Source organism: Streptomyces sp. NTH33 (assembly GCF_003236365.1).
GTDB lineage: Bacteria > Actinomycetota > Actinomycetes > Streptomycetales > Streptomycetaceae > Streptomyces.
This window is the reverse complement of the sequence record NZ_POTZ01001149.1, coordinates 1-414: the sequence shown is the minus strand read 5'-3', so window position 1 is coordinate 414 and position 414 is coordinate 1. Positions and strand designations below refer to the sequence as shown.

Annotated in this window: 1 protein-coding gene; it reads left to right on the top strand. The window is 65.0% G+C overall.

What is annotated here, in order from left to right; genetic code table 11:
• Nucleotides 1–27: 27 nt before the first annotated feature.
• The coding region (locus C1I97_RS38915; RefSeq protein ID WP_181447140.1) for a response regulator at nucleotides 28–414 on the top strand (387 nt) is incomplete at its 3' end.

Genomic DNA, 414 nt, shown 5'->3' with positions numbered 1-414 from the left:
GTCGTTCTGTCTGGAGGTGTGGCTGCCGTGGCAGACGTGATTCGGGTGCTGATAGTGGACGACGACCCGCTGGTGCGGGTAGGACTGTCGTTGGTGCTCAGCGCCAGCGATGACATCGAGGTGGTCGGGGAAGCGAGTGATGGCGCCCAGGCGATCGAGGCGACCGGCCGCCTGAAACCCGATCTGGTTCTCATGGACATCCGGATGTCGGGGATGGACGGCCTGTCAGCAGCCGAGGCGTTGCAGGCATCCGAGAGCCCTACCGCCGTCGTCGTGATCACCACCTTCGACACCGATGAGCACATTCTGCGGGCACTTCGGGCGGGCGCCGTCGGATTCCTCCTGAAGGACACTCCGCCGTTGGAGATCATCGAGTCGGTCCGTCGAGTCGCCGCGGGGGAGTCGATGCTCTCC